This is a genomic window from Mycobacterium gordonae (assembly GCF_001417955.2).
GTDB classification, from domain to species: Bacteria; Actinomycetota; Actinomycetes; order Mycobacteriales; family Mycobacteriaceae; genus Mycobacterium; species Mycobacterium gordonae_B.
In genome coordinates, this window is sequence record NZ_LKTM01000112.1 from 28,426 (window position 1) to 50,286 (window position 21,861).

The following is a 21,861-nucleotide window of genomic DNA, read 5'->3' on the forward strand; positions in this document are numbered from 1 at the left end:
GTCGCGTTCGTCGTCGCTCACGGCACGAACTCAACTTTCGACATCTTGTACTGTCCGTCCTCTTCGGTCACGGTCACCCGCAGACGCCAGGCGCGCGGCTCGTCCTTGGCGCCGGCGGAATTGGTCACGCGGGAGGTCGCCGACACCAGAACCTGGGCGGTGCGGCCGTCCATGGATTCGATCGCGGCCGCGTTCACCGTCCCCTCGGTGACCACCTTGGACTGTTCGACCACCTTGGTGAAGTCGGCGGCGCGTTGCTGGAAATCATCACGGAACTCGCCGGTGGAACTGTCGATCACCCGCTGGACGTCTTCCTTGGCTTTCTTGAAGTCCAGCGAAGTCATGTTGACGACGCCCTTCTTGGCGCCGGCGATGAAAGCCGCTGCCTTCTGTTCGCGTTCGGTGGCTTCGTGGTGCTGCCACATGAAGTACGTGCTGAGGCCGCTGAAGCCCAGGATGAGCAGTACCGCGACCACTTTGGCGATCGTTGACACACGCGGGAATCGCACGGCACTGCGCATGCGTTCCCGGCGCGACGGCTTGGCCGCTACCTCGGGTTCGGCCTCGCTGTAGTTCTCTGCCTCTTCGTACTCGCCGGACTCTTCGTATTCGTCGGAGTCTTCGTACTCCTCGGACTCGTCGTACTCGTCGTCGTAGTCCTCGTACTCGTAGTCCTCGTCGTCTTCGTCGTCATCGTCGGCCGCGGCGAGCGCTTCACGACGGAGCCGGGCGGCGCGGGCCTTGGCGCGTGCCGCGGCGGCCAGCGCCTCTGCCTCGGCGGCTTCCGCCTCAGCCTCCGCCGCCAGGGCCAGCACGTCGGCCTTCGACGGCACCGCGTCGTCGTCTGTGTCAGCCATTACGGCCACCGCTCGTCATTATCGACTGAACTCCGGTATCTCTTACGGTATCGCCCATTGGTAACATCGGAGTCGCCAGCGAACTCCGACGAGGACCGATCAGGCGGATGATCAATCACCCAATCATTTCCCCCAGCTTCCCTCGCGACCGCGAAGGAATGCCGAGGAAAGTCCGGCCGGCATCATGACCGCTGTCGACTCTCCCGAAAAGATACTCTTTACCACCACCAGCCAAGCCTTTCTGTCCAAAGAAGCGTCGCTGCGTCATGTCCGGGAACTGCACGCCGCGGGCTCATCGTGGGATCCGGCGTGGTGGCGGCGAGCCGCCGAACTCGGCTGGACCGGCCTGCTGGTTCCCGAGGAACTGGGCGGCGGCAGCGTATCGGGTGACGGCCTCGCGGATCTGGCCGTGGTCGCCGAGTTGCTGGGCAAAACGGTGGCGCCGGGACCGCTCTATCCCGTCAGCACGGTGCTCGCCGCGCTGGTGGACTGCGCCGACCGGGACACGCACACGGCACTGATCGATTCGCTGATCTCCGGGGAGACGGTGGCGTCGTGGGCCGTGTCGGAGCCGCGTCGGGGATGGGCCCCTCAGGAGCCGACGGTCACCGCGACCGCCGTCGACTCCGGGTACCGGATTGACGGCACGAAGGACCGGGTCGAGGCCGGCGCCCAGAGCGCGGCGCTGTTGGTGGTGGCGCGCAGCGCCGAGGGTGTGCGTCAGTTCCTGGTTCCGACGGATGCGCCGGGCGTGCGGATCACCCCGGTGCAGTCGGTCGACCTGGTCAAGCAGTATGCGCGGGTGGAATTCGACGGCGCGGTGGCCTCCGGGGTGGTCGGCGACGTTACCGAGACCCGCGCCCTGATCGACCGGCAGAGTCAGATCGCGCAGGTGCTGCAATGCGCCGAGTCGGTCGGGATCTTGCAGACCGTCTTCGACTTCACCGTGCAGTGGGCGCTGGACCGGCACAGCTTCGGCCGCCCCCTGGCGTCGTACCAGGCGCTCAAGCACGGGTTCGCCGACATGAAACTGTGGCTGGAGGCGTGCCGCGCGACGACGGCCGCGGCGGTCGCCGACGTCTCGGCGCGCGCCCCCGACGCCGGCCTGTCGGCCAGTGTCGCCAAGTCCTATGTCGGTGAGGTCGGTGGTGAGATCGTGCAGCGGTGCGTGCAGATGCATGGCGGTATCGGCGTCACGTGGGAGCACGACCTGCACCTCTATCTCAGGCGAATCACGTTGTACCGCTCCATCTTCGGCACGCCCGAAGAGCACAACGTCCGGGTGTATCAGGCGGGTGCGAAATGAGTCCGACGGAGACCGTCGCCGAATTCGCCGCCCGCGCCAGAAGCTGGCTGGCCGAGAACATGCCGAGCATCGACCCCGATTCGCCGCCGGCCGTGCCGCGCGATGCCGAGCAGTCCTGGCAACGGGCCCGCGAACTGCAAAAGCGGCTCTACGCAGGCGGATTCGCGGGCATCTGTTTTCCGCGTGAGTACGGCGGCCTCGGACTGGACTACGAATACCAGCGGGCGTTCGACGTCGAATCCCTCAACTACGAGATGCCGCTGATCCTCAACGTGCCGACCTTCACCATCTGCTGTGCCACCTTGCTCGACACCGGCAGCGAGGAGCAGAAGAAGCAGCACATCGGCGCCGCGCTGCGCGGCGAGGAGATCCTGGTGCAGCTGCTCTCCGAACCCAGTGGCGGCTCGGATCTGGCCGGTGTGATCACGCGTGCCGAACGGCAGGGAGACCGCTGGGTCATCAACGGCGCCAAGACCTGGAGCACCAGCGCGTTCGCGGCCGACTACGGACTGTGCCTGGCCCGCACCAACTGGGATGTGCCCAAGCACGACGGGCTGACCATGTTCCTGGTGCCGATCAATCACCCCGGCATCACGCTACGGCGCATCACCCAGGTCAGCGGCGGCGCCGAGTTCTGCGAGGAGTTCCTCGACGGAGTCGACGTCGGCGACGACGCGGTGGTCGGTGAGGTGAACAAGGGCTGGGCGGTGGCGTCACGGCAGCTCTATCACGAACGACGCGCCGTCGGGCAGGGCTCGGAGTTCGCCAGCGGCTCGGGCAGCGAGGGCGGACACACCACGCCGGTGGACTATGCCGATCTGCTGGCACGCACCGGGCAGGCCGACAGCGAGCGTGCGCAGGAGATGGCCGGACGGGCGCTGGTGCATCGCGCCGTCGCCGAGCAACTGATCAGTCACGTTTACCGCAGTGTCAGGGACGGCGCGCTGCCGCCGGCCGGCGGGACGCTGATCAGGCTCTTCCATGCCGAGACGGTGATGCTGGAAATGGACACCGCCCTGGCGCTCGCGGGTGCGGCCGGCGTGGTGGGCGAGGTCGGAGAAGGGTTGCAATCCGGGCTTCGTTACCTGTCTCGCCAGTCGGTCGCCATCGGCGGCGGCACCACCGAGATGGCCCGCAACGTCATCGGCGAGCGGGTGCTGAACTTTCCGCGGGAGTACGCCGCCGACCGCGGCGTGCCGTTCAATCAGGTGCGGCACGGCAAGACGCGGTAGGCGCCGTCAGTCCTCGACGAGGATGTCCTCGGAGTCTCCGGTGCTGACGGGGATCTGAACCAGCGACAGAACGTGGTGGGCGGGGCTGCCCGGCGGTGCCACCAGCACGCAGTCGCCGCCCTGCTTACGCGCTCGTTCGCGCGCCGCGGCCAGCGCGCTGACGCCCGCTGAGCCGAGATGGGTGACCGCGCTCAGATCTATCGTCAAAGACGCTATGCCCGAGCGACTTTCAACCGCAATCTGCCGATCCAGGGTGGACGCGGTGTTCGAGTCGACCTCGCCGCGTACCACGATCCGGCCGCCGTCGGTGACCAGCGACACGAACTCGCTGTCGATCTCGCGGGGGTGCCCGACCCGGTTGGGCACCGGGTCGCTGACGAAGTTGACCGGGCGGCTGAGCCGGTGAACGATCGTGGCGGTGGTGCCGTCGAGGCTGTGCCTGACGTGAGATTCGGTCACCAGTGCCTCGGCCATCGCCAGGCCGCGTCCGCGGCCCTTTTCGCCCTCACGATGGTCCTTCCACTCGCCGCGGTCGATCACCGATGCCCGCAACCTGCCGTCGCCGCCCAGTGACGCTTCAACGATGAGCCCCCCGGAAACCTCTGTGCCATAGCCGTGTTCGACCGCGTTCTCGACGAATTCGGAGATCGCATGCACCACGTCGGAGATGTCGGCGGAGTCGGCGCCATTCTCGGACAGCCATTCCCGCAACTTGGCGCGGATGCCCCGGGCGGCATGAATGTTGGCATCCGCCATGATGTGCAACGGCGGTGCCGGTGTCCGCCGCTGCACCGCAAGGAGGGTGACGTCATCGGTGTAACCCGTTGAACGCAAGAGCAATTCGAGCGTTTTCGAGCACAGCCGGTCGATCGGCCGGGCGGGTGAGTCGAGCACGAAGCCGCGGGTGCCGGCGGCGATGCTGCCCGCCAGGTCGGCGAACTCCGCGGTGCTGGCCACCAGCGGACGCCCCGGGCGTTCGATCAGGCCGTCGCTGTACAGCAGCACGGAGTCGCCGATGTCGAGGGTCTCGGTGCGGACCGGAAAACCCGTGCCACTGCCCAATGGTCCGCCACCCGAGGGTTGCACGTACCGCGCGCTGGCATCGGCCGCGACGATCAGCGGGGGCGGGTGCCCGGCGGTGCAATACTGAAACTCGCCCGTCGCCAGGTTCAGTGAGCCGACGCAGACCGTGGCCGACTTCGATCCGGGCACGTGCTCGTGGAAGTCGTCGAGCGCCTCGAGCGCCTCGGCGATCGGGCGTCGGGCGGTGAGCTGCATGCGCAAAGCGGTGCGCAACTGTGACATCACCGCGGCCGCTTCGACGCCGTGCCCCACCACGTCGCCGACGACCACCACCAGGCGGTCGCCGAGCGCCAGGGCATCGAACCAGTCCCCACCGGCCGCGGTATCTTCGGCCGCCACGAGGTATTCGGCCGCGATGTCGGCTCCCGGCACCACCGGGACCGAGGGGGCCAGCAGCGTCTGCTGCATCAGGATCGCCGAGTCGCGGACGTTGCGGTACCGCTTGGACAGCTCTTCTACCCGGGCTTCCGCGGCCAACCGTGCCTGTACCCGAGCGGTGACGTCGTCGAAGACCAGTTGCACACCCTCGATGGATCCGTCCGGGGCGCGCCGGGGCGTGACCAGGAAGTCGAAGTAACGCTCTTCGAGCCCGGAACCCTGCAGGTCCACCTGCAGACGCCACTCGGAACCCGACTGCGACTCGCCGGTCTGATAGACCCGGTCGAACATCTCGTAGATCTGTTGGCCTTCGAGTTCGGGATAGATCTCTTTGGCCGTCTTGCCCACGGTGTTCAGCGATGGATTGAAGGCGCGGAAGGCAGCATTGACCGCGATGAAGCGGTGATCCGGCCCATGCAGGCCGACCACCATGGCCGGGATGTTCTCGAAGATGCGACGCACGTCCTCAGCCGCGCCCACCGTGTCATCCCAGTCCTTTTCGGCCGACATATGGCCGTACCTCCCGCGGACCGATGTAGCAAACTAGTCGGGTGCGCTGACGACAGCGCCAAGCAACACCAACAAGACTAGCAATGTGCGGGACATGCACCACGCACCAAAATTTTTGAGCGGCGCGCGGGCCGCGCAAGCTACGCCGCGGCGAGCGCCGATTCCGTCGTGGGGTGAACCGGCAACATGTGACCGAACCCGCACGCATTCACGATGCGGGCGATGCCGGGGTCACTGCTGACCAGTCGCAGGGTGATCCCGCGGCGTCGGCACCGTTCCGCTTCGTCGGCCAGCACGGCGAAGGCGCAGCAGCCCATGAAGTCGAGTCCGGTGACGTCCACGATCAGCGGGCCGGGCCGGGCCGCGACCGCCGAAGCCTCGACAAGCAGGCCCCGCCAGGTGTGCTCGTTTGACGCGTCGACTTCGCCGCCGGCGCGGATGACCACCGCCGAGCCGCTGCGCACCGTGGTGGCCCGCAGCGTGCCGTTCGGTTCACCCAGCTCCAGGGACAACCGGTCGCTCAATGGCACCGGGATGGAGAAAGAGTCGGATGGACCCAGGTTCATCGTGCACCCCCAATGAGGGCCGCGCGGAAAAATCCCCCCGATGGAATGTCCACTGCGCGTGCCCGGAAGACAAAGTGATGCCTTGTGTATAGCAGAAACTGTTGCCGGATTAGGCCGAATGGAAAGATCGGTAGGAGCCCGATACGTCCGGCTCCCACCGATCGATTTGGTGGTCAGGCGGAGACCGGTTTGGCGGCCGGCGCGGAGACCTTCATCAGCTTCATCAGGTTGCCGCCCATGATTTTCGCGATGTCGGCCTCGTCGAAGTCGGTGAGTTCGTCGACGAAGGAGATGGGGTCCTTCAAGCCTTCGGGGTGCGGCCAGTCCGAGCCGAACAACACCCGGTCGGTTCCGACCATCTTTACGATCTCGGTGAACCTGTCCTCCCAGAACGGGGTGATGTAGACGCAGCGCTTGAACGCTTCGACCGGGTCCTCGCTGAACGCCTGCGGCATCTTCTTGTAGACGCCCTTGAGGCCCTTGAAGAGGTCCGGCACCCAGTCGGCGCCGTTCTCGATCGAGAGGATCCGCAGCTCCGGGTTGCGGGACAGCGCGCCGTGGCACACCAGTGCACCCATCGCGTCCAGGATCGGCCGATGCCCCATCGCGAAGCTGCGGAACGGGGTCGGCTTGAACGGCAGGAACTCATCGCCGGGTTCCCACACGTTGGCGAACTCCGAGTAACCGCTGTCCGAGGCGTGCATCGACACCGGCAGCTCGGCTTTGACGCAGGCCTGCCAGAACGGGTCGAACTCTTCGAGCCCGAACGAGCGGCTGCCCTTGTAGCCGGGGACCGGCGCCGGGCGGACCAGCACGGTGCGGGCACCCCGCTCCAGGCACCATTCGAGCTCTTCGAGCGCCCGCTCGACGATCGGCAGGGTGATCACCGGGGTGGCGAAGATGCGGTCCTGGTAGTTGAACGACCACTGCTCGTACATCCACTGATTGAGCGCATGGATGACGTCGTGGGTCATCTCCGGGTCGTCCTTCATCCGCTCCTCGACCAGGCTGGCCAGGGTGGGGAACATCAGGGCGTAGTCGATGCCGAGCTCGTCCATCACCTCGAGACGCGCTCCCGGCTCGCGGAAGGCGGGAATGGCCTTCATCGGCTCGCCCAGGATCTCGCGGTAGCTCTTGCCCTGTGCGCCGTTGCGGAAGTAGTCCTCCTGGGCGCCGGGGCGTGCCACCACCTCGAACGTCGGATTGGGGATGTACTCGCTGATGTGGCCGCGCACCACGATCTTGGTGCGGCCGCGAACCTGCACGTAGTCGATGACCCGCTTGCGGTTTTCCGGCAGGAACTTGGTCAGTGCCTCCTGCGGCTCGTACATGTGGTTGTCGGCGTCGAAGACGGGGAAGGGAAGTTCGCGGGACGGCATGGCGATCTCCTGTAGAAGTCTTGATCTCACTGTGCGGTAATGACGTTACCACTTGGGGCCGGGTGCGCGTATCAGCGGTCGGTGGGGGCGGCACCGTCCGGGTTGCCGATGATGGCGAAATTCACCGTCGCGGTGGCTGCCAGCTCGCTTTCGCTGTCGCCGTAGATGTCGATCTGCATGACCAGCGACCGGCGCCCGGCCCGCAGGACTTTCGGGACGGCCAGCGCGGAGCCCTGCCTGATCGGCCGCAGGTACCGGATCACGAGGTCGGAGGTCGTCATCGCGGTGCCCGGCTGCAGGTACTGCAGGCCGAGTTGTCCGCCCGCGACGTCGGCCAGGGTGGCGATCAGCCCGCCCTGTAGCGCGCCCGAGGTGTTGACGACCTGAGGGCTGACCGGCATGGTCATCGCGAAGCCGTCGTCGTGAAAACTGGCCGGGCGCAGGCCGATCCGGGCGAACAGTTCGGCCAGCGAGGGATCGGGGGTGTCGTCGTCGGCCTCGCGGATACCGAGGGCGCGGCTGCAGAAGTCGTAGAGTTGACCGGAGTCGATCGGCGTTCCGTTCAATTCGGTTCCCAGCCAATGCAATCGGAGCGCGCCGACCATGGTCTGCATGACGATCGCGGCGGCCGCGCCGACGTCCAGGCCCGGGTTGAAGACACCCTCGGTGATGCCCTGCCCGATGATGTCGCGCATCAGGCGGTGCAGAGGCGAAAGAACACGGGCGTATTCACGGGGCCGGGTTTCGGCCAGGTTCTGGTTGTAGAGGCTCAGCGCGCGGTTGAGGCTGTCCTGGGTGCTGGACTCCGGCTGGGCGCCGACCCGGTCGATGATCAGTTTGAGCGCCGCGGTGCTGTCCAGGCCGGCGGTCTCGGCGCGCCAGGTCTGCGCCGCCTGCGCCATCGTGCGCTCGAAAAGCGCCAGTAACAGTTCGTCCTTGCTGCCGAAGTGTTGGTAGAAGGCGCGCAGCGAGGTCTTGGACCGGGCGACGACCTCCTGCACGGTGAAGTCCGTGCGCCCCGTCTCGCCGAGGATCTCGACCGCGGTCTTGATGAAGCGGTCGGCGCGGGTGTCTTCGGCTTCATCGGTGGGGCCGGCCATGGGCGGTCTCCTCCTCCTAGGGCGTGGCACACGCTGTGAGAATGAGATTACCGCCATCCCCTTCGATAGGGTCGGGCGGTGAGCGTCGGCGCCGCTGGTGGGGGAGCGGCAGATGATCGTGGCCTGGTAGAGCAGGCGGTTGTCATGGTGCTTGGCGAAGCGCCGCCGGGCTGGACGCGCGTGAATATCGCATTTGACGCCGCGTCGTCGGCGGTGACGGCGACGGCGGACGGACGGGCGGCGCCGCTTTCGGTGCCTCTCCAAGCGGTCGAAGCGCTGAGCGAATACCACCGTCAGGAGGTGTTGGGTGGGTCGTCTTGGCGTCGCCTGTCGATCGATTGCGAGTCCGACGGAACGCTGTCGATGCGGAAAGATGCGGCCGCGCAGGCTGTTTCGCACCGGTGGCCGGAGCGCGTGCTGGCGGCAATCACCGTCCTCTGTCTGGCCGCCGCCGCAGTGGTGTTCGCAGTCGGATGGCGGCGGTCGGAGCCACCTCGCCTGGGGGTGCTCGCCGTGCCACCCCCGGCGCGTGCCAAGGCGGCGTTCGCGGTGCTCGAGCAGTGGTATGCCGCCGAAGACCGCGGCGACGCAGCACGAATGCGGGAACTGTCCTGCGCTCATCCGGCGCAGTCGCTTAGCGACTGGATCAACACCATCGCGTATTACGGGCAGGACCAGGGCCTGGTCTTCCCCGATGCGCTGACCCAGTTCCGCGACGACGGTGAAACCGTGTGGGTGAAAGTGGCGGTGCGGATCCGGCCGATCGATGACCGGATGAAGCGCGCAGTCGAAGAGGCGCAAGGGCATGGCGGGTTCTTCTTCGAAACGGTGACTTTCGCCGACGAAGGCGGCACGCTCAAGGTGTGCGATGGCCAGCGCTGAGCCGGGCGGGGTCCGGCACCGGGCGCGAATCACGATGATTCTCTGGGTTTTCGCGGCTGTGTCGTCGGTCGCGCTTTTAATGTTCGCGGTCGTCGGTCGAGACCCCGGCGACGGGCCGACGTTGCGGCCGAGGGTGGTCGGCGACTCGATGACGGAAGCGCAGGCGTACGAGGCTGCCGATAGCACGGTGCGGGCCTGGGTGCGAGAACGCAACGCACGACACCTGTCCAACCTCGAAGCGCTGACGTGCCCGGACAGCGAGGGCACCGTGACCTCCGAGGTCGACGGCGTCCGCAAGAATGAACCGGTCGGCAAGCCGATGCACGTGGTCTCCACGGGGGCGCTCGGCCGCCACGAGTCGCTGTGGACCATGAGCACGCACTTCGACAATGACGTCAGCGTGCAGTTCGTTCTGGGCGTGCGTCAGGGTGAATTGCTGGTCTGCCGGATCGCTTCCGCGCCAGTGCCATGACTAGCGTGATCGCCGTGACGGTGTCGAACGGGGGGTGGTGTTGATGCCGGATTCGTCGATGCCGCCGCAGGGGTTTCGCTGGGTCGAGCCGCCGCCACCGCAGCGGCGCTCGCGCCGATTCTGGTGGGGCACCGCGGCGGTGGTCGTCGTGATCGCGGTGGCAGTCGGCGTTGTTGTGGTGCTGCGGGGTCACGCACCCGGCCACGGCGCCGACGTATCCGCTGGACGCCCACCTATCGGGACACCGCAAGACCTGCTCGTGTCGTTTCCGCTGAATCGCCGACCGGTGCCGGGTTGGCAGGTCAGCGGCACTGATATCGGACTGCCTGCCGGCGTCAAGGTCGGAGACCTGTTCTCCCGTAACGGCACCAAGGCATATTTCATCACGCTGGAGGGCTGTGACAAGTCCTGCCACAATCCGACGGGTTGGCTGTACGGTCTCGAAACGACCACTGGTGCCACGCTTTTCCCGCCGCTGGCGCTGCCGGGCTTTTTCGGCACCAATTCGGATTGCCACAGCAATGGTCCTGCGGTGGCCGTCTGCACGAGCCGCACCGAAGGCCAGGAAGCGCATCTCCCGCCACCGGGAGCATGGGTGATCGATCTCGATCACGGTGCCCTGACCTATCACGGACCAAACACCCTCAATCCCAGCATCATTGGCGGTGGCATCCAACTCGAGGCCGTGGGTTACAAGTACGGCCCTTCCTATTTGGTGGCCGCCCGCCCCGGAGAGGGACTGCACGGTATCGGCGCACACGCTGAGCTGACCTGGTTCCTGCCCGGCAGCGGGCAGATCAGCGTTCCGGGGGCGTGGAATCCCGACATCCCGCCACTGACTCTCGCCGTGCAACCGGCGAAGTCTGCCGGCGATAACCGGGGAGATCAGGTCTTTTCGGTTGTTGACGGCAAAGTGCTGACGCCCACGCCGCCTTCGGGCACGAGACTGGAGGCGGCTGTGGTGTACAACGGCGGGTTTGCCTACCAGGTCGATGCGGGCTCGGCGACGGGCACCCGGATGTACGACACCACTGGACGTGAAGTGGGACGGCAGGAACCCGAGCGCAGTTACCCGCGGCAGAACGCCGCGATGCTGACGCTCGTGGTCGGGGGCAACTTCCAGATCTACGATGCGGCAGGCAAACTCGTCGCGACGATCCCGTCGCGCGGTCTGGCCGCCGATTTCGAGACCGTCGGTCCGAAGGTGTACATCAAGACCGCGGGTAGCGGCGACGGCGGTAAGTCGGCCTGGCAGCAATGGGACCTGCGCACCGCGGCGCCCGGTGCCACCTGCACCATGGCCCTGGGGCCCGACTATGCCGCCTCCGATGGCACCGTGGTGGTAACCAACAGTCATAGCGGCGCCGGGTCCCACTACGTCGCCATCGACACCACGAACTGCCAAAGCCAGTGGGAGATAACCGGAAAGACCTGGATCCATAAGATCGGCACGGGTCTGATCCAAGTGGACCATGACCGGGACACGGTCTCGTCGCTACGGGAACCCGCGAAGTAATACCGGTGCAATTGTCGATTGGCCGGGTGTCGCCGCCGAATACGTCGGGTCCGACGGGACGATCGTCATCTCTCGCAGAACGTTAGAGGGCTATGCGGCCATCGACACCTCAAGCTGCCAGACGCTGTGGCAACTTCCTGGAGCGAAGAGGATCGACATCAGGAAAGTCGGGACCGGGCTAGTGCGGATCGATCACGAACAGCAGACGATCAGTTCGCTGCGGCCGCCGCACTGAGGACCGGTAATGACTTTGTGTACGGGGTTTCGGCGAAATACGGAAAACACCCACGCGCTGATGTTTCGATGCCGGGCCGTACGAGCAGCCTCCGTCCAAAAGGCAATTGATTGACTGACCGGTTCACCGACGTGATTCGCGCAGGTCAGCGACGTCCTCGGCGATCGCCGCGTCGATCCGACTGCCGAGATTTTGCATGGTCGTCGGCGTCAGGTAGTCGAACCCCGGCGAGTAGATGTAGTCGCCGTCATTGCTGACGGCCACGGTGGCCACCGTGGTTTTGCGACGGTCGAATCCCCAATCTCGCGCCGGCCGCCAGCGGCTTTGAATGCGGGTGTACCGCGTCACCTTGTTTCGGGGTACCGAAACTCGGCCAGTTCTGCTGTCACGTTGCACGACTGAGGAATCGCTGTCGCTGCCGCCACCGGCCGGGAAGGGCTGCCGCACGAGACCCGGAATGACGACTTTTGGATGCGTGCCAGGTTGCGTGAGTGCGAGCGAACCGGCGATCACCGCACCGAGTTCGTACGGCGACACCTCAAAGATGTCGACACAATCGTTCTCATAATTCTGGGCGGCGATGAACCCCAATTGATCCCGGCGATGTGCCATGATCCGTCCCCGCTGTGAGCCCACGATGCTGACGACACATTCGACCCGAAGATCGGCCTCCTGATAGGAGGCAACCCACCGACTGATGCTACGAAGATCCCCGCGGGCTATCCGCTCGGGAATTGCCGCCACGTAGTCCTGGTATTGCTGGTAGCTGCCGAAGCGCGACTGCCGGAGCACGACAAACGGATGCGGGATGAAGTCCCGTCCGAGACTGTCGCTGACTGCCTGCAGGTCGACCAGGTCAATACTGCCGACTGGACTAAGTGCGGGGCGCTTCATGTTCAAATGCTGTGCGACCGTTCACTTCGGATTGGATGGGCCGCTTTCGTTGGATTCGTCGCCGACGACTGGAACCACCCCTTCGGTCTCACCGATCACCTCTTGGCCGTGCTTGGTGTTACGGAGCGCCTTGCTTGCCTTGTGTTCTCTGGCGGTGCCACCGGGGCCCCGCTGGCCCGCCACCGGCGTGCCCGCGCCGGGCGAGGCGGAGCCGCCCGCCACCCCTGACCTCGGGGCCGGAGCGCTCGTGACCGCCTTGCTCGGCTGTGTCAGCGGGGCGGACGGCTTACTGACGGCAGGGGATCGAGCACCCCCGGCTCCTCCGCCGCGGGCGCCCGACCCCGAACCGTTGGCCGCGCCCTTGAGTCCTTTGGGTCCCAGACCCAACACGCCCTCCGGTAGGCCACCCGTGCCGCCCTGCCTTCCTTTCGGCGTCTGACCGAGCGCTTGATTTGCGGCGTTGCCAGCCTGGCCGGCGGCATTCTGCGCTTGTTGGCCTGCATTGTTGGCGGCGTCACCAGCGCCTTTCGCCGCATCGCCGAGGCCTTGCAAAGCATCCGCCGATGGGGTCGGCGCGCCGGACTGGGCCGCCGGCGCATGGGGCAGAGCGAGTCCTCCGGGGGACGGAGTCGCCGGCGCTCCGAGACCGCCAGGCTTCAGGCCGCCCGGGGGTCCCCCTCCTAATCCACCCGAGCCCGGCGAGGGCGAGCCCCCGATCTGGGGCGCTGCGGTCGACATGTCGGGGTGCCGTTGGCCTATCCATTCGATCGGCGGGTTGTAGAACGAGTGGATCGTTTGCTGCGCTTCACGATTGTAATGAGCTACGAGCAGGTCATCCCTGGCGTCATTTTCCGGTATGTCCATATAAGCGGCCCGGGCTTTGGCGTCGTTGTCCAACTGCGCCTTGGCCGCGATGAACCAGTCTCGTGTTTCTTTGATGTCTCGCGAAAATGTGTCTACCAGCGGATCCATGCGTTGAGTCGCGTCGGTCAACGCCATCAGGTAACCGAGCGATTCCCTGGCTTTGTTGAAGACGGCAGTCGCTGTCGCGCCAGAAAGACTGTTCTCTGCTGCTGCGATGGCGTCCTGGAAAGCATTGTGCGCACTCTGCAGGGCAGTACTGATGTTGTTCCAGATGTTGTGGTGCCCAACCGCAATATCGTCGGCCGCGTCTTTCAGGCCGTCGTAGCCTTCGACGAAAGTGTTGATGTGCTCGAGAGGTGCAGCTTTTGTGCTCTGGCCCGCACTCTTGGTGCTGTCGAGATTATTCAAGTCGTTGAAGAGCGTCTGGCCGATATACGACTTGATGAGGTGGGGCAGCTTATAGTTTTCCGGACCCGGATCGCCGAGATATTGATCGTCGTGAACTGTCCACTCTAGATCGGGCGGATCATTAGACATAGGCGTCGCTCTGACTTATCAAGGGCTGACACTGCTCAACGGTCGGTGTTGAGCAATGCGTTGTAAGCCGCATCAGAGAAGTCTCGCAGCGCTGCGGCGAAGGTTGCATACTCGCTGATCCGTTGTCGAATGGCGTCGCCGGTCTCATTCAAATTGCGAGCGGTGATTCTGGCCGACTGGAAGCTGCCGACCGCTCCCTCGTTGATTTTGAGGTTGCCGGCGGCGGCTGCTTGCTCGTGCAGCGCATCCACCAGCCGCCCAGCGGCGGCGAACCATTGACTCATGGCCGCCCGGTCGAGTTTGAGAATGTCCTCCGGCACGTTCTGCCCCCATTGGCGCAGTTGTTGTGTCGCATCGTTCAACGATCCCAGTGACGGCGGCTCGTCAACAGACATGGCAGTTAACTCCCCTCGGTGTGCCGTCGGTCGCGTCGAGTGCTGGTTGACTCGACCTCGCCTATCCCCGAAATGATCGCTGGTTGCCCAGTGCCAGGCGCGTGGCCAACGGAACGTCCTGCCAGCATAAGACACCGAGTCAGCACTATTCCTCGCCTGATTTCCGCACGGGGTTTTCCCGGTCGAGTTCGCTTTCCACCTCGGCTGATCCTCGGCGTGCCGCTGAGGGAGGCGCTGACGACGCCAGCTGTTGGATGCGTCCGTTGCTGCCAACGACGAACGTCGCCGTGTCGACCGGTGCGTGCCTGGGCGTCGCGGCAGGACTGGGGTCGACAGCGGCTGGGGCGTGGACCAGCCAGCCGGTACCGAGTCGTTCGGCCACCAAGGCGGTCGTGGGGTGGTCGATTCCCGCCTTGCCGAGGTACTCGATTACCGCGGTCACCGCCTGTTCCGCGTTGTCGATCGTTGTGGCGGCGAAAGCGCGGCGCAGCCCGGCCTGAGGGTTCTCGACGGACCGTCCGGCCATGCGGGTGTGCTGGGCCCATTCGCTGAGTCCGACGAGGGTCGCGTACCAGACTGCGAAACCGAGGGGGACCGCGATGAGCGGGTAGAAGAACGTCGGCCCGCTCGCCCTGGTCGCGAGAACCACTGCCGTGAGGTAGATCCCGAAGAGGAAGAACGCTGGCACCGCAAGTGCTGCCGCCCGCTGCAGCGTATCGATTCGGCCAGGACGCGCCTGTTGCTGATCCATGGCGACGCCGGCGGTGAAGACGCCGAAGGGGAGACCGAAGAAAATCACGAGAGGCGCGCTGACGACGAAGGCGGCGACGGTGATCGCGGTGTCGGTGGCCGGGCTCATCGGGTCAGGCCGGCGAGGGTGAGTTGTTCGTACGCGGCGTCGAGATCCGGGTCGGCGAACTGAGCGAAAACGGCGGCAAGATCATCCCGTCTGACCTGGTGATCTCGGGCCGTGGACAGCAGCCGGTGACAGGCGGACTCCACCCCCGGGCCCACGACGGAAGTCATGGCGCCGACTGTCTCCTCGGGTGTCCAGATCGGCGGGAGCGGGTCGTCGAGTTCGTCGAAGGTGTCGGTCGCACCACGCCACCAGCGGCCATCGTCCCACCAGTAGCAGAAGCTGAGCAGGCCGTTCTGGTTTCGGCTGTTCAGCACCGAATCCTCGACCCAGGCCGGAGCGCCGCAATAGAGGTCGGGCAGCGGCTGGTGCCCCTGGTAGGCAGCTGTCAGCAGGGCTGAGTTCCACAGTCCGCCCGACAGCACGGCCCGGTTGTCGGGCAGGAGGCACAAGCTCGATCCGCTGCGCGCGTCGGATTCATACGACGCCAAGCCCACGGCGATGCGCGGTCCCCACTGCGAGCGGGCGCCCGCGTAGACCGCGGCAAGCACGGACCACCGGCTCCAGGTGTCGGGCAATGGCTCGATGTCGTCCGTCTCGGCGGCGTGCCGACCGGTTGCCTGGTCCCTCGCCACCGCCGCTGCGGCTTGGGTCGCGGTGCGGCCCTGAGCGGCGGGGCCGGCGATGTAACCGGCAAGCCAGACAGGTATCAGGGGGCGTGGGTGGGCGCCGATATCGTCGCGGTAATTCTCCGGAGGCTGGAGTTGGTTCTCGGGAAAGGGTTGATCGCCATAGTCGTAGTCGGCTCTCAGCTGGCCATCACTGGTCACCGTGAGCAGCAACCGCCACCAGGGCCCGGCCGACATTAGGGCGCTCGTCTCGCGTTGGGCGTGCACGAGTTCCATCACCGAGCGCGGCACGGTGATCGGCTGCCAACCGTCGCCCGTGGCGAATGCGCACTGGGCGCTGCCGCCGCGTACCGTCAGCGAAAATACTGCGCTGAAGACGTGCCAGCCCGGTGGCCCCAGCTGCGCCAGTTCCTGGGCGACCGGTTCCAGCATCGCTGAAGCTCTGGCGCCGATCTGTTCATCGCGGCGCGATACCTCCGGATGCGCCGCGCCGTCATCGACCATCGTGAAGTCACGGGAGACCGGCCGGCCTCCGTCAGGCCCCTGGCCGAACGACTCGGCGAATCCGGTCATGAACTCAGCCGAGTCGGCGGGTTCACCCGCGTTGGCCAGGGCACGCTCGCGCTCGACGAATCGTTGTCGCGCCAGTTGCGGCGGCGTCGACGACGTCGTCTGCTCGATCCGTCCGCTGTCACCGATCAAGAAAACCGCCCGGTCGACGGGCATCGCCAGGAACGCGTCGGAATCACCGGTGTCGACGCGTACCGGCTGGAATACCGACCAGCCCGCTTCAAAGCGGTCGGCGACCAAACCGCCCGTCGGATAGTCGATTCCCGTCGCCCGAATGTAATCACTGACGGCGGCAATCGCCTCGGCAGCACTGATGCTCACCGCCACCGACCCCCTCCATCGTGTGGTATCCGAGGCGTCTGGCTGTGAATCCGGCGGCGCGTCAGGTTCATGACGGCCGTATCGCCCCTGCGAGAAGCTGGCTATAGGCCAGCCGGCCGAGCAACTGGTAGCACGCATCCGTCTCGGTAGGCAGCCGGACGAGCCCGTTCTTGTTTCCGCGCTCTGACCAGTACACTTCCCACGCACCGTCCTGGGCCCGTTCGACGCACCACGAATAGTCCGCATGACCGCCCAAAGCCAGCACTTGGGCAGAAATGCCGATCGCGTCCAGTACGCGGGCCAGTTCGTCCAGATTCACAGCGGGATCTCCCTCAAGTAGCCGGCATTCACCAGGTCGACGATCGAGCGCGGGAAGTAGTACTGAACACCGCCGCCGGGCTGACCCATGGCGGGTGCGATCGGGCCCTCCCAGACCGGGACGGGACGCAGCACTTCATAGCGATGGAAGCCGGCGTCAAGGCTGTGCGGGGGCAACGCACGTTCGGGAAACGACGTGCCCGGCGGTGAGCCGAACACGCCGAAACCCGGCCCGAATCGGTCGAAAACCTGTCCCGGGTTGAGCACCACGGGTGTGCGTGACTCGGGGGTAGCGAAACCTTGCGGATGCGTGCCGGGGTCCGGCCAGACAAGCTCCGGGTTGCCGTGCGCGTCACGGTTGCCGGTCGGCCAGTATCTGTCATTCCAGGCCTTCTCGCCCAGGCCCGCGAGCGGGTCATAGCCTTCGAGAACCATGTGCTGAACTTCCGGATGTGTGCTGGGTACGCCTGGCGCCAAAGCGTCGCTGACCCGGTGCGGGTTTGCGGCCGCGCCGTCCAACAGGCTCAGATCGAGTAGCTCGGCTTGAGGATGGACGAGTCGGTCGGTGGGAATTGTGTGGCCGCTGGCATCGTAATCGCGCTGCGGGGTGACAGGTGCAGGGCCGTTGTCGCCAGGGCCCGGTTCGGCGCCCGCCACGTGTCCTATCGAGTCGGCCGCCGCAAGGTGAGCGGGCGTGCCGGACAAGGGTTCGATCGGGTTGCCGTAACGATCGAAGTAGCCGACGGCGGTCCTGTCGACCGCGTCTTGGCCCCACGACGGCGGCCATCCCGATCGCTCGAAGCGGTCGACCAGATACACCGCGCCGCCGTCATTCACGGCGATGTAGGCATGCCCTCCCTGCTCGGAACCTCCTGCCCACTGAGACGTGAGAAGCGCAGCCGACCCGTCACCGTGGCGTATCAGCGCGTCGTGGATTTCGTTGTAGCTCGCAAAGTTTGACGCGGATCCCCATGCTTCGAAGAGATTTCTGGCGGGTACGCCCGACGGTGTCGACCCGGCGCGCAATGCGGTGTCGCGGCCGTAACGCTCGGATAGAAAGTCGCTGACATCGTGAGCACACCGACCCTCGTGCACGTTGGGCACGCGAGGTTGCACGCCGCCTTCAGCGACGAGGGATTGTTGGGCATCGGCATGGTTTTCGGGATGGCCGGAGTGCCAGTCAGGGTCCCAGATGCGGCGATTGACTGAATAGGGCTCGCCGTTGGTCGGCTCCAATCGCAGCGGGCGGCCCACTACGGGTTCGTCGGTCAGCTTTCCGGCACTCCACCACCGTCGCGCGGTTCGATGCTGATCGAGTTGCACCTCGTCGAAGTGACCCGCTGCGATGCGGCCGAAGTTGGCGAGCGACTCGGTGCGTACCCCGAGCCGGGTATCAAACGCGTAGTACGCCGTGTGAGTGCCTTTGGTGTCCCAATTGTCCATGTGGTGCGGGAATTCGGCGGTGATCCGCGTCGCCCCGAAGCCCTGCATGGCGGGATCCATTCCGAGCCCGATGCCCCGGACCCTTCCACGCCATACGGGAGTGCGAGCGCCGGCCGCGGTGACCGGGTCACGCGATGACGATGCGACGAAGACGCGGTCGCCGATCTCGAACTCGCTTGCGCGGTGCTGGCCCGCGGCGCCGGGCGAGCCCAGCAGCGTGACGGAGCGGACATGTCCGGCCAGCCCTCCGTCGCTGCCGGCGAAGCTTGTGGTGGTGGAACCATAGGAGTGACCGAAGATGTGGTTGTCGTTGAGGTGCCCCCTGATGACACTGACGGCGGAGTTGAAAGCCGCGACGTCGGACCGCAAAATGGCCCCTCCCGCCCGGGCCAGCCCGCGAAAAGGCGTCCGGATCAATCCCTTACCGCTGGGCGCGTCATAACCGATCCATGCGATCGACGCGGCCGCGAGGTGCGGGTCCTCTCTGCGGGTCGATTCGAGATGGTTCAGCGCATTCGTCAGGTTGATGTCCAGGCTGGCGATGGTGGTGGTGATCCCGGGAACATGCCAGGAAACCGACTCTGCGTGGTGGGGGTCGTGTCCCACGCTGACCACGATCCGGCCGTCTCCGCCGAAGGCGTGCGGATCAAATGCAAGGATGTGGACTTGACCGCCGCGGCCCGCGAGTTCGGCACGGGCGTTGTCGAGTGTGCGTCGTATCTGGTCAAAGCGCCTGAGCTGCTTGACCTCTCGACGGCTCAGGTGCTCGCCCGCGTCTCTGCGAGCCTGCAACTCGTCGTGCAATCGGGACAGCTGGTGCTCGTTCGCCTCGGTGCGCGCCCAGGCGGGAATGCCTTCGGCGTTACCGATTTCGCGGGAGTAGGAGTCGATCAGCGCGCGCTGTTCCTCGCCGCTGAGCTCGCGCCACCAGGTGGCGTTGTCCCTGGCCCGTTGCTCGCCGAAAGCGCTGTCCGCCAGGTGATGTCGAACCTCTTCGGGGCGGACCGGCGGAATACGTTTCCACAGAGCCTCATTCGCCACGCCCCGCGCGTGTGCGGGATCCGGGTCAGAGGCGACCCCGCGCCCGCGGTCACCGGCACCGGGGTCGGAAGCCGCGGCGTCGATTACTAGCGCATCACCGTCGCCTTCTCTGGCCAGGTTCCTCGATTGTGCCGGCTCATCCACACGGCGCGAGACATCGCCACCCTCGACAGGGCGTCCCTGGTTGGCACGTCCGTCGACGGCCGGGCCGCCGTCATTGACGAGGGCACCATAGGCGTTGGTACGTGGGTCGGCCCCTATCTGGTACTCGCCGTTCGGCTTTCGCAGAGCCTGCTCCAGCGCGGTCTGATGCGCGTGATCTTCAAGCCGAGCAAGCTCATTGGGTCCGTAATTGCGATGATTGGCCGGGTTGCCCACACCCGTCGGGTCGACGGGATCGGGCCCCGGCGGCGGGAGGTCGTCACCGCCGCGCGAAGTGTCGCCCTCCGGACGCCGGGGCGGCGGGTCGTCGGCTGCCGGGTGCCGATCTCCACCCTGTGGACCCGGTGGGCGCACGGTGTCGGACGGTGTCGGACGAAACCGGCCGGTCTCGGGTGACCCCGCGGCCGCGATGATGGGTGGCGTGTCTGCTGTGGTGCGCGGGAGCAGTGGATCGGGAGTGTTCTCCCCGTGTTCAGCGCCGCTCTTGCCATGACCGGGCGCAGAATCCGCGCGCCGCACGGTGTCGGCGTGGGTCTCGCGCGTAGATCGACTCTCCGGGGCCGCAGGACGCGACCTGTCCCCGGTGTCAGCGGTGCTGTCGCGGGAAGACTTTGCGTCTCCTGCTGACTGGGCATCCCGTGGCGCCTGGCCGTCGCGCGGTGGTTGGCCGTCCCGGGCCGACACAGGGTCGCGTCGCGGCTGCGGGTCGCGAGCCGGCTGCGCATCTGGAGCCGTTCGGGTGTCGTGTGGTGGGGGAGCATCACGTGGCGGCGGCGCGTCACGCGGAGCCGAGACGTCACGCGATGCCGTTGCTTCCCTAAGGAATTCGGGACTCGGCTGTGCGGCGACCTCACGAGCCGGATCCGCTGCGCCCCGCCCCGGATGCGCGTTGGGACCTGTCGGCGTGACGGCGTCGGATGCACGGGCGGCAGGGGCAGCGGCCCCGTCGGACACTCCCGCGCGCGCGGCCGGAGCTTGTGGGCCGGCGGTCGACGGGCCGGCATGGCCGGCGGGCGCCGTGGGCGGTCCCGTCGAAGCTGATGCGCCGTGGCCGGCAGCCGGTGAGGCGGCGGACGGCGATCCCGTCATCGGGGCGTCGGTGACGCCGGTGTGGGACGTGGGTGCGGAAGGTTGCGGGGTGGCGGTCTCGGCGCCGGCAAACCCACTGGGATTCATAGGTACTGCGTCGTGCGGCGGCGAACCGAGGTTGAACGGTACATCCACATCGGCAGGCCGAGCGGAGCTCACGTCGGCGGGCCGACCGGCGACGCTCGGGGACGACTCGATCGGCGTCTGCTGATGCTGCGTCGCCGGCAAGGGCTCGACCAGAGGACTGCCCCGCCGGTCGCCGGTCAGCACGGGTGTGTCCGGGCCGCCGCCGTGCACGCCCGGACTGCGCACCCCGTCCACCGCACCGAACACCGCGCCGGCGCCCAACGCGTCGGCGAGATTGACGTGCCCCGTCAAGGCCTGCTGCGCCGCCGCCGCGCCACCGGCATTGCCGACGAATGACGCGCCGAAGTTCTTGGCGCGGTTACCTAACGCGGAGCCTGCGTCGAAATCGTGCGCGCCCTTGAGGATCGGTCCCATGACAGCGCCCGAGATGGCGCCGGACGCGACGTCATTCCGCCAAGATTCCCAGTCGAAGTCATGCCGGTTGCCTTGCACCATCTGCTGGCCCTGGATGCCCGCGTTGAGTCCTGCGGAGATGCCGGCGTTGACCGCTGCGCTACCGAGTGCGCGCGTGACGAGCTGGGCGATCACCCGGGCGAGGGCTTCGGAGGCTACTTTCGCGGCTGCTGCCCGAATGCCTTGGCTGATAACAAGTTCGATGCCGGCGATGGCTGCCGCAGCCTCGACAGGAGCGCCCCAGTTGATCCATGCAGACGCGGCCAGCGCGACCAGAGTCGCGGCCAGCGCGGCAAGATTCGCGATGAACATCTCTTTGGCGAACTCGATTTCGGTCGCCACATTGTCGACCGCGTCCGCCAACTGGCGTAACTGCCCGGCGATCTGGTCGATCGACGAGCCGTACGGTTTGAGCAACTCGTCCAGGGTGTCGTGAAGCTCGCCGGACGTGAATCCGGACAAAGTCGTCCGCGTGGCGGCGGACAGTCCGTCCCTGTGCGACTCCAACTGATCTGCGTAATGCCGCCATCGGTCGGCCTGGCGGCGGCACGCAGTCTCGTCTCCTTCGGGGAACGGCTCGCCGATGAGGTCGCCTACCCACCGCAGCCAACCGGGGATCTCGATGCCCACGGATCAGGCGCCCGAGATGTTGAGGCAAGCCCAAAAACGTTTCACGGCAATGGTTC

General features: G+C 66.4%; 17 protein-coding genes. 5 read left to right on the forward strand and 12 right to left on the reverse strand.

Annotated elements, in window-relative coordinates; all coding sequences use genetic code 11:
* Positions 1–17 precede the first annotated feature (17 nt).
* Positions 18–857 (reverse strand): hypothetical protein, encoded by an 840-nt coding sequence (locus AO501_RS10990; RefSeq protein WP_055577743.1) that lies wholly within the window; start codon positions 855–857, stop codon positions 18–20.
* A gap of 184 nt (positions 858–1,041) precedes the next feature.
* Between AO501_RS10990 and AO501_RS10995 the strand changes: the two genes are divergently transcribed.
* Both AO501_RS10995 and AO501_RS11000 read left to right on the forward strand, forming a co-directional pair.
* A complete protein-coding gene (locus AO501_RS10995) occupies positions 1,042–2,163 on the forward strand; it encodes an acyl-CoA dehydrogenase family protein (RefSeq protein ID WP_055577744.1) in 1,122 nt (373 codons plus the stop codon).
* Positions 2,160–3,395 carry an acyl-CoA dehydrogenase family protein gene (locus AO501_RS11000; protein WP_055577745.1) on the forward strand — a complete coding sequence of 412 codons (1,236 nt, stop codon included), beginning with the start codon at positions 2,160–2,162 and terminating at the stop codon, positions 3,393–3,395. The genes AO501_RS10995 and AO501_RS11000 overlap by 4 nt, the downstream gene beginning before the upstream one ends.
* 6 nt (positions 3,396–3,401) lie before the next feature.
* Here AO501_RS11000 and AO501_RS11005 read toward each other — a convergent pair whose 3' ends face one another.
* From AO501_RS11005 to AO501_RS11020, 4 genes are all read right to left on the reverse strand, one after another.
* Positions 3,402–5,366, reverse strand: coding sequence for a SpoIIE family protein phosphatase (locus AO501_RS11005; RefSeq protein WP_055577746.1), 1,965 nt, complete (start codon positions 5,364–5,366; stop codon positions 3,402–3,404).
* Positions 5,367–5,506: 140 nt separating this feature from the next.
* Positions 5,507–5,932, reverse strand: a complete 426-nt coding sequence (locus AO501_RS11010) for an anti-sigma factor antagonist (protein ID WP_055577747.1) — start codon at positions 5,930–5,932, stop codon at positions 5,507–5,509.
* Between the two features lie 173 nt (positions 5,933–6,105).
* Positions 6,106–7,311: an amidohydrolase family protein gene (locus AO501_RS11015; protein WP_055577748.1), complete on the reverse strand. Its 1,206-nt coding sequence runs from the start codon at positions 7,309–7,311 to the stop codon at positions 6,106–6,108.
* A 71-nt stretch (positions 7,312–7,382) separates the two neighbouring features.
* Positions 7,383–8,411 carry a hotdog fold thioesterase gene (locus tag AO501_RS11020; RefSeq protein ID WP_055577749.1) on the reverse strand — a complete coding sequence of 343 codons (1,029 nt, stop codon included), beginning with the start codon at positions 8,409–8,411 and terminating at the stop codon, positions 7,383–7,385.
* 78 nt (positions 8,412–8,489) lie between these two features.
* Here AO501_RS11020 and AO501_RS11025 point away from each other — a divergent pair, with 78 nt between their 5' ends.
* From AO501_RS11025 to AO501_RS11035, 3 genes are read left to right on the forward strand one after another with little or no spacing between them, the layout of a single operon-like run.
* Positions 8,490–9,293, forward strand: coding sequence for a hypothetical protein (locus tag AO501_RS11025; protein WP_156452473.1), 804 nt, complete (start codon positions 8,490–8,492; stop codon positions 9,291–9,293).
* Complete coding sequence (locus AO501_RS11030) at positions 9,280–9,765, forward strand: hypothetical protein (protein WP_055577751.1); 486 nt, start codon at positions 9,280–9,282, stop codon at positions 9,763–9,765. Before AO501_RS11025 ends, AO501_RS11030 begins: the two co-directional genes overlap by 14 nt.
* Positions 9,766–9,808: 43 nt before the next feature.
* Positions 9,809–11,281, forward strand: a complete 1,473-nt coding sequence (locus tag AO501_RS11035) for a hypothetical protein (RefSeq protein ID WP_156452474.1) — start codon at positions 9,809–9,811, stop codon at positions 11,279–11,281.
* A gap of 358 nt (positions 11,282–11,639) precedes the next feature.
* On the opposite strand, the gene AO501_RS11040 is transcribed toward AO501_RS11035, so the two are convergent.
* The 7 genes from AO501_RS11040 to AO501_RS11070 all read right to left on the reverse strand — a co-directional run bounded on the left by AO501_RS11040 (position 11,640) and on the right by AO501_RS11070 (position 21,805).
* Positions 11,640–12,410, reverse strand: coding sequence for a hypothetical protein (locus AO501_RS11040; RefSeq protein WP_055577753.1), 771 nt, complete (start codon positions 12,408–12,410; stop codon positions 11,640–11,642).
* A 21-nt stretch (positions 12,411–12,431) separates the two neighbouring features.
* On the reverse strand, positions 12,432–13,811 hold the full coding sequence (locus AO501_RS11045) for a hypothetical protein (RefSeq protein ID WP_055577754.1): 1,380 nt from the start codon (positions 13,809–13,811) through the stop codon (positions 12,432–12,434).
* Between the two features lie 35 nt (positions 13,812–13,846).
* A complete protein-coding gene (locus AO501_RS11050; protein WP_055577755.1) occupies positions 13,847–14,206 on the reverse strand; it encodes a hypothetical protein in 360 nt (119 codons plus the stop codon).
* Positions 14,207–14,351: 145 nt separating this feature from the next.
* A complete protein-coding gene (locus tag AO501_RS11055; RefSeq protein WP_055577756.1) occupies positions 14,352–15,065 on the reverse strand; it encodes a hypothetical protein in 714 nt (237 codons plus the stop codon).
* Positions 15,062–16,582 carry a hypothetical protein gene (locus tag AO501_RS39135; protein WP_231752439.1) on the reverse strand — a complete coding sequence of 507 codons (1,521 nt, stop codon included), beginning with the start codon at positions 16,580–16,582 and terminating at the stop codon, positions 15,062–15,064. The genes AO501_RS11055 and AO501_RS39135 overlap by 4 nt, the downstream gene beginning before the upstream one ends.
* 67 nt (positions 16,583–16,649) lie before the next feature.
* Positions 16,650–16,901 (reverse strand): hypothetical protein, encoded by a 252-nt coding sequence (locus AO501_RS11065; protein WP_055577758.1) that lies wholly within the window; start codon positions 16,899–16,901, stop codon positions 16,650–16,652.
* On the reverse strand, positions 16,898–21,805 hold the full coding sequence (locus tag AO501_RS11070; protein WP_055577759.1) for a glycohydrolase toxin TNT-related protein: 4,908 nt from the start codon (positions 21,803–21,805) through the stop codon (positions 16,898–16,900). The genes AO501_RS11065 and AO501_RS11070 overlap by 4 nt, the downstream gene beginning before the upstream one ends.
* Positions 21,806–21,861: the final 56 nt, after the last annotated feature.

Excerpts from the sequence above, each read along its gene's own strand:
- AO501_RS10990 (WP_055577743.1), bottom strand. The coding sequence starts at position 857 with ATGGCTGACACAGACGACGACGCGGTGCCGTCGAAGGCCGACGTGCTG.
- AO501_RS10995 (WP_055577744.1), top strand. The coding sequence starts at position 1,042 with ATGACCGCTGTCGACTCTCCCGAAAAGATACTCTTTACCACCACCAGC.
- AO501_RS11000 (WP_055577745.1), top strand. The coding sequence starts at position 2,160 with ATGAGTCCGACGGAGACCGTCGCCGAATTCGCCGCCCGCGCCAGAAGC.
- AO501_RS11005 (WP_055577746.1), bottom strand. The coding sequence starts at position 5,366 with ATGTCGGCCGAAAAGGACTGGGATGACACGGTGGGCGCGGCTGAGGAC.
- AO501_RS11010 (WP_055577747.1), bottom strand. The coding sequence starts at position 5,932 with ATGAACCTGGGTCCATCCGACTCTTTCTCCATCCCGGTGCCATTGAGC.
- AO501_RS11015 (WP_055577748.1), bottom strand. The coding sequence starts at position 7,311 with ATGCCGTCCCGCGAACTTCCCTTCCCCGTCTTCGACGCCGACAACCAC.
- AO501_RS11020 (WP_055577749.1), bottom strand. The coding sequence starts at position 8,411 with ATGGCCGGCCCCACCGATGAAGCCGAAGACACCCGCGCCGACCGCTTC.
- AO501_RS11030 (WP_055577751.1), top strand. The coding sequence starts at position 9,280 with ATGGCCAGCGCTGAGCCGGGCGGGGTCCGGCACCGGGCGCGAATCACG.
- AO501_RS11035 (WP_156452474.1), top strand. The coding sequence starts at position 9,809 with ATGCCGGATTCGTCGATGCCGCCGCAGGGGTTTCGCTGGGTCGAGCCG.
- AO501_RS11040 (WP_055577753.1), bottom strand. The coding sequence starts at position 12,410 with ATGAAGCGCCCCGCACTTAGTCCAGTCGGCAGTATTGACCTGGTCGAC.
- AO501_RS11045 (WP_055577754.1), bottom strand. The coding sequence starts at position 13,811 with ATGTCTAATGATCCGCCCGATCTAGAGTGGACAGTTCACGACGATCAA.
- AO501_RS11050 (WP_055577755.1), bottom strand. The coding sequence starts at position 14,206 with ATGTCTGTTGACGAGCCGCCGTCACTGGGATCGTTGAACGATGCGACA.
- AO501_RS11055 (WP_055577756.1), bottom strand. The coding sequence starts at position 15,065 with ATGAGCCCGGCCACCGACACCGCGATCACCGTCGCCGCCTTCGTCGTC.